Annotated in this window: 3 protein-coding genes; 1 reads left to right on the plus strand and 2 read right to left on the minus strand. The window is 47.5% G+C overall.

All coding sequences use genetic code 11. The features are described from left to right. The first annotated feature begins 358 nt into the window (after nt 1-358). Nucleotides 359-1,615 (plus strand): histidinol dehydrogenase, encoded by a 1,257-nt coding sequence (gene hisD, locus PX482_RS03320; RefSeq protein WP_002757372.1) that lies wholly within the window; start codon nt 359-361, stop codon nt 1,613-1,615. Between the two features lie 5 nt (nt 1,616-1,620). Here the strand turns inward: hisD and PX482_RS03325 are convergent, their stop codons facing one another. Together PX482_RS03325 and PX482_RS03330 are read right to left on the minus strand one after the other, a co-directional pair. Further along, on the minus strand, nt 1,621-2,835 hold the full coding sequence (locus PX482_RS03325; RefSeq protein WP_002757374.1) for an ABC transporter permease: 1,215 nt from the start codon (nt 2,833-2,835) through the stop codon (nt 1,621-1,623). 190 nt (nt 2,836-3,025) lie between these two features. Continuing rightward, nucleotides 3,026-3,970 (minus strand): phosphoglucose isomerase-related protein (locus PX482_RS03330; protein WP_502888552.1); only part of this gene is annotated, 945 nt, incomplete at its 5' end.

Genomic DNA, 3,970 nt, shown 5'->3' on the forward strand with positions numbered 1-3,970 from the left:
GGGGTGTGGGGTGTAGGGTGTGGGGTGTAGGGTGTAGGGTGTAGGGTGTGGGGTGTGGGGTGTAGGGTGTGGGGTGTAGGGTGTGGGGTGTGGGGTGTAGGGTGTAGGGTGTGGGGTGTGGGGAAGTGGGGAAGTGGGGAATTGGGGAATTGGGGAATTGGGGAAGCTGTCTCATCACCCTATCACCCCAAAACCCTATCACCCCAAAACCCTATCACCCTATTTTCTGACTCCTGCCTACCGACGGCTAAAATAACTGACTCGGTCTCCCTCCCCGGTCAAGATTGAAAGCGATAAGCTAGAGTGTGAGGAGTGAAAACTTTTTAATCTCGTTTCGCCCCTAGAGGATAATAGCTCGATGTTGCGAATTATCACAGAGCCATGGTCAGCCAGAACGGAACTGAGACGAATTCGGGAACGGTTCGACGATCCGGAAATTCGGGAAAAAGAATCGCTTGTCCGAGAGATTGTCGATCAGGTGCGACTTACTGGCGATCGCTCGTTGGTGGATTATACGGAAAAATTCTACCAACAGTCCCTTAATCTACAACAACTAAAGGTGAGTGGCTCGGAACTTGATGCTGCTTATCAACAGGTGTCGCAGGATTTATTAAATGCGATCGCCGTTGCCTGTGAAAAAATGGAGGCTTTTCATCGTCAGCGTCTTCCCAAAGCTTGGGTCCAGTTTCCTGAGGATGGTACGGTTCGGGGGAAACGTTATCAACCGGTTAACAGCGTGGGAATTGTCGTTCCCGATGGGAAACGGGCCTATCTCAGTTTATTGCTCCAACAGGCGATTCCTGCCAAAATAGCGGGGGTTAAACGGATTGTCATGGTATCTCCTGCCGATGAGGATTTACGCATCCATCCGGCGATTTTAGTGGCAGCCCAATCGGTGGGTATTAGTGAGATTTATCGGGTGGCTGGACCACAGGCGATCGCCGCTTTAGCCTACGGCACAAAAACGATCGCTCCCGTGGAGATGATTGCCGGAATAGGTGATTTTTATACTAATTTGGCTAAAAAACTGGTTTCTGACCATGTAAAAATCGATTATCTCTCTATTACTTCTGATTTAGTTATTATTGCCGATAATCAAGCTAATCCCAGACAGTTAGCCCTAGATCTATTAGCGCAAGCGGAACAGTATTCCCTAGCGGCAGCGATTTTATTGACGACGGATAAGGCTTTGGCTTTAATAGTACAGGAAGAAGTGCAAAAACAGTTACAGGTACATCCCCAGAGATTGTTAACGGAAAAAGCGATCGCTCATTATGGTTTAATCGTGGTGGTGGAATCATTGGAGAAAGCGATCGAATTATCGAATCTTTTTGCTCCCACCCATTTATCTTTGATGATCGATGAGCCTTGGGAAAAGCTATCTTCTGTGAGACAATCGGGAACTATTCTCCTCGGTTCCACTACTCCAAAAGCGGTGGCTGATTATTTGGGTTGTCCCGTGGGAGTGGAAACTTTTCTCGATTCCGCCACTTTAATCGAATATCCCGCCGATTCCTTCGCCTCCATAGCCCATAATCTACAAATATTAGCCCAAGCGGAGGGCTTTACGGCAACGGATGCGGGTATAGAATCCCGAGGTCAGGACAAGAACTAGAAAAACTATAATCTTCTCAAAGCAACTATTGGGTCTAATTTAGCGGCACGATGAGCGGGAACAACACCGAAAATTAGACCGATGGCACTAGAAACTCCTAAAGCGAGAATTATCGCAGGGATTGAGACACTGGTGGTTAAAGCGGCAAAAATTCCCGCTAGATACATTCCTTGAATGCCGACAAAAATCCCGATAATTCCGCCAGTGGTGGCTAAAATCACCGATTCAATCAGAAATTGACCTTTTATATCCCCTTCTTTCGCTCCTAAAGCCTTTCTTAACCCGATTTCTTGGGTTCTTTCCGTGACTGACACGAGCATAATATTCATGACACCGATTCCCCCGACAAAAAGGGAAATACTGGCGATCGAGGCTAACATTCTAGTTAAACTCTCGTTAGTCTCTTTGGTCATTTCTAGGACTGCGGTTTGGGGGAAAACCTGCACATAATTCTCGTCGCTGACCTGATGACGCATTTGCAGCAGGTTGCTAATCTGAAACTGAGCGGCTTTAATTTGGGCAGAGTTTTTGGCCAAGACAGAAATATGAGTCAGGGGAATGCCATAGATAGCTCTGCGGCCTTGAACCTGATTAGACATGGTAGTTAGGGGAATTAAGGCTCGATCGTCCTGATTAGTCTCAAATAAGGAGCCTTTCGCCTGTAAAACTCCAATAACTTGAAAACTAAGATTGCCGATGCGAAGATTTTCGCCCACGGGATTGCGATTACCAAAGAGATTTTTGGCTAATTCCGATCCCAAGACAATCACCCGATTATCCCGTTTCAGGTCAGATTCCATAATAAATCTACCTTTAGATAGTTGACGGTTACGCACGTTTAGGTACTCGGCTCCCACCCCGATTAGGGGGCTATTACTGGTTCTATTACCGAAGGATAAAATTCTTTTACCGCTCAATTCGGGAGAAATGGCGGCAATGGAGGGAACTTGAGATGCGATCGCTTGAGCATCTTCGTAGGTGAGAGGCCGGGGATTAGGAATTGTCCGCCGGACATTGCGCGAGGAGGTGGAAACAAATAAAACATTCGGACCGAGGGCTTCAAACTGCTCGAGGGCGACTTTTTGCGCTCCTTCACCCACTCCCACTAGGGCAATGACGGAAGCGTTACCGATAGCAATTCCTAGCATGGTCAGACCACTACGCAGTTTATTGCCCATCAAAGCGGAAAAAGCCATTTTCAGGTTTTCTAGCATTTCCATGGTTAGTTATATTCAGTGGGGAAGTGGGGAAGTAGGAATTATGAATTATGAATTATGAATTGGGGAGATGGGGAAGTGGGGAGATGGGGAAGTGGGGAAGTGGGAAGTGGGAAGTGGGGAAATTGAACTAAAACCCCAAAACCCCAAAACCCCAACCCTCAACACCTGACTCCTGACTCCAGGCTCCTGATTAGCGTGCAGAGATTTGGATCGTTTCCGGTTTACTTAAATCGCCGGTAATAGTTAAACTGCGCCGATTAGCGTTGAGATGACGGACAATTTTATAGATGGCTTCAACTTGGTCACTAGCGCCGATTTTGGCCGCTAGAGTGGCTAGGTCAAGAGAAGTTCCCGTTTCCCGAACAACTTGCACGATTTTTCTTTGTAAATCCAGAATAGAAGCGGCGGCTTTTTTCCCTGCTTCTACCCCGGGTTGATGGTAGGCGTTAATGTTAACTAAACTAGCATAGAAACTAACGGCCCGTTCGTAGAGGGCGATCAAGGCCCCTACCTGACGGGGAGTAACCTCTGGGATCGTGATAGTGATAGAGTGACGACTATTTTCGTATAAAGCTTGTCGAGTACCTTGCAGTAATCCTGAGAGAAAATCACCGGCAGTGGAGCCGGTTTCCACTTCCAGGGAATCTCCTTGTCGGTCTTTTAACACTTCAATAAAAGTAGCGAAGAAATTGGGAACACCTTCTCGTAATTGTTGGACGTAGGCGTGTTGGTCCGTGGAACCTTTGTTACCATAGACGGCGATACCTTGGTAAACCTTATTCCCATCGAGGTCTTTTTCTTTACCCAGGGACTCCATGACCAATTGTTGCAGATAGCGGCTAAAGAGATAGAGACTGTCTTTGTAGGGCAGAATCACCATATCTTTCTCTCCCTTGCCATTGCCCTCATGATACCAAGCTAGAGCAAGTAGGGCGCTAGGATTTTTTTTCAGGTTATGGACGCGGGTGGCGATGTCCATTTCTTTGGCCCCGGCTAACATTTCATCAATGTCGATACCCTGCAAAGCGGCCGGGAGAAGACCGACGGCGGATAGTTCTGATGTACGACCACCGACCCAATCCTGCATGGGGAAACGAGTTAGCCAATCTTGGGCGTATTTGTCCAGTTGGCTACC

The sequence above is a fragment of the Microcystis sp. M53602_WE12 genome (assembly GCF_030065455.1).
GTDB lineage: Bacteria > Cyanobacteriota > Cyanobacteriia > Cyanobacteriales > Microcystaceae > Microcystis > Microcystis aeruginosa.